Source organism: Acidovorax delafieldii 2AN, from assembly GCF_000175235.1.
Classification (GTDB): Bacteria; Pseudomonadota; Gammaproteobacteria; order Burkholderiales; family Burkholderiaceae_C; genus Acidovorax; species Acidovorax delafieldii_B.
Genome location: NZ_ACQT01000411.1, coordinates 1 through 2120, shown reverse-complemented (window position 1 = coordinate 2120; position 2120 = coordinate 1). Strand labels below are relative to the sequence as shown.

Genomic DNA, 2120 nt, shown 5'->3' with positions numbered 1-2120 from the left:
ACGATGGTACCGATGGCCTGTGCCGTGGCGACGGTGGCGCCAGTGACGTTTTCGAGTAGCAAGAGCAGGGTCTCGTTGGGCTCGGTGTCGTCGTCGCCTTGCACGCCGATGCTGATGGTGCGCGCGCTGTTGTCGCCCGCCAGCCAGGTGAGCGTGCCCAGGTCGCTGGTGTAGTCGGCGGGCGCGTTGGCGGTACCGTTGGCGGTGCGCCAGTGCAGACTGACGGGCGCGGTGGGCGTGGCCGAGAGGGTGACAGTGAAGTGCAGCTGCCGTGTGCCGCCCGCCGGGCCCTCGATGGCGGATGCGTTGGCGATGCGCACCTGGGGCAGCGGCGTGCCTTGGAATTCATAGGCTCCCATGTCCACGGTGCGCACCCGGCGCGGCTGGCCCAACAGGTCTTGCGTGACGCGGGCATCGGCCAGTGTGTCGCTGCCGTAGTCGATGGCGTCGGAGCCCGGCAGCAGCGAAAAATCGCCGGGCTCGGGATCGCCGAATTGCGGGTCGCCGGTGCGCGTTCCCGGCCCGTAGGGGCGCGGGCCGCCGGTGGGCGGCAGCGGCGGTGCGTCGAAGACCAGGTTGTAGCTGTCCAGAAAGTCGGGCACTTCGTCACCGTCCAGCCAGAAGGCGTGGCGGGTGTGGTGGGCGAAGATGTTGTTGGCCAGCCGGCCCGTCAGGCGCGCGCCCAGGTCCGTGCGGGCGCTGGCGTTCAGGCCGACCTCGTTGCCCACAATGGTGTTGTGCAGCACCTGCGCATCGATGTGGGCGTTGTCGGCCTCGGCGTACAGCGTGATGGCGGCAGGGCCGCCCGCAAAATTTTTCTGGCCGCTGATGACGTTGTTGAGAACGGCCGCCGTCACCGCGCCGCCCTGGCTGCGCAGGGAGATGCCGTTGTTGAAGCCCCCGGTACCGCGAAGGGTGTTGTGCTGGGCCAGGACATGGAACGGACCGGTGGTGGCGTACAGCTCGACCAGCGCGCACTCCGTCAGGTTCACTGCCGTGACGCTGTTGCGGGCAATCGTGGCGGAGATCGGCCCGGGGTAGGACGCAAGGACCTTCATGGGGGACCCGCACCAGCTGCCGTTGCGGCGGTGGATGATGGTGTTGTCGGTGATGTGCGCGGTCAGCGCGCCATAGGTACCGGGCTGGGAGCTGTGGCGTGCTTCGATGGCGGCGTTGGCGCTGGTTTCCAGCTGGTTGCGCGTGGCCGTGAAGTCCAGGCTGCCACCACCGGGCGCCAGGATGCCGGCCAGCGACGTGTCGCCGTGTAGGCCGGCGAACTCCACGCGCATGTCGGCGACGCTGGCCACGGCCACCAGTGAGCGCACGCCGGGGCGCCTGCCTGCCGCCGCCTGCACGGTAAGGCTCTTGGTGACGGTGACTGCTTCGTTGATCCAGCTGTCGGTGGCCAGCTCCACCGTGCCGCCGCTGGCGGCAGCATCCACGCAGGCCTGCAGCGTAGCGCCGCAGCCGGGAAAGGTGAGGGGGGCCGCCATGGAGGCGGGGGCGGTCAGGGTGGCCGCCAGCGCCAGCAGGGTGGTCAGGCGGGGGCGGAGTGAGAGGTCGGAGCGAGGGAGCATGCGCGGTCTTCAGGGGTCCATGTGGAGGCCGCGCGATTGTTCAAAGAATGCGGTGTGTGCACCATTCCCCCAAGGGGTACGATTTCTAGTTTTGCTATAGAGTTAATAGCGTGATGGGCGCGGTGGAAGAGCGCTGCGGTCGATTATTGCCAGGGGGCGGTATCAGCCGCGCAGGTGCAGGCCCAGTTCGTGCCAATCGCCCGCACCCGCCGCTTCCAGGATGGAGCGCATGTGCTTTTTCAGTGCCGCATCGCCCACGCCGGTGAGGGGGGCGGCGTCGGCACGCGCATAGCCCAGGCCGGCCAGGGCGGCGATCTCGCGCTGCAGGGGCGACAGCGGCAGTTGCAGCACGCGGCGCACCACATCGATCTGGCGCGGGCGCTGCAACTGCAGTGTGATCAGCCATTGCGCTGCACTCCCTGCGGGCGCCAGCAACTCATGGGCCTGCGCCAGCAGCAGGCCGTGGGGCACGGGAATGTGGCTGATGCGGCCAGGCCGCACGCCCAGGCGGAGGGCCAGGTCGGGTGGCAGCGTCGCGTGGGG

Annotated in this window: 1 protein-coding gene and 1 pseudogene; both read right to left on the bottom strand. The window is 69.2% G+C overall.

All coding sequences use genetic code 11. From position 1 onward, the window contains the following. Window positions 1-1577: Calx-beta domain-containing protein (locus ACDELDRAFT_RS21660; protein WP_005800637.1), on the bottom strand; the 1577-nt coding region annotated here is incomplete at its 3' end. Window positions 1578-1739: 162 nt separating this feature from the next. Continuing rightward, a pseudogene (locus ACDELDRAFT_RS21655) lies at window positions 1740-2120 on the bottom strand (hypothetical protein); the annotation flags it as partial.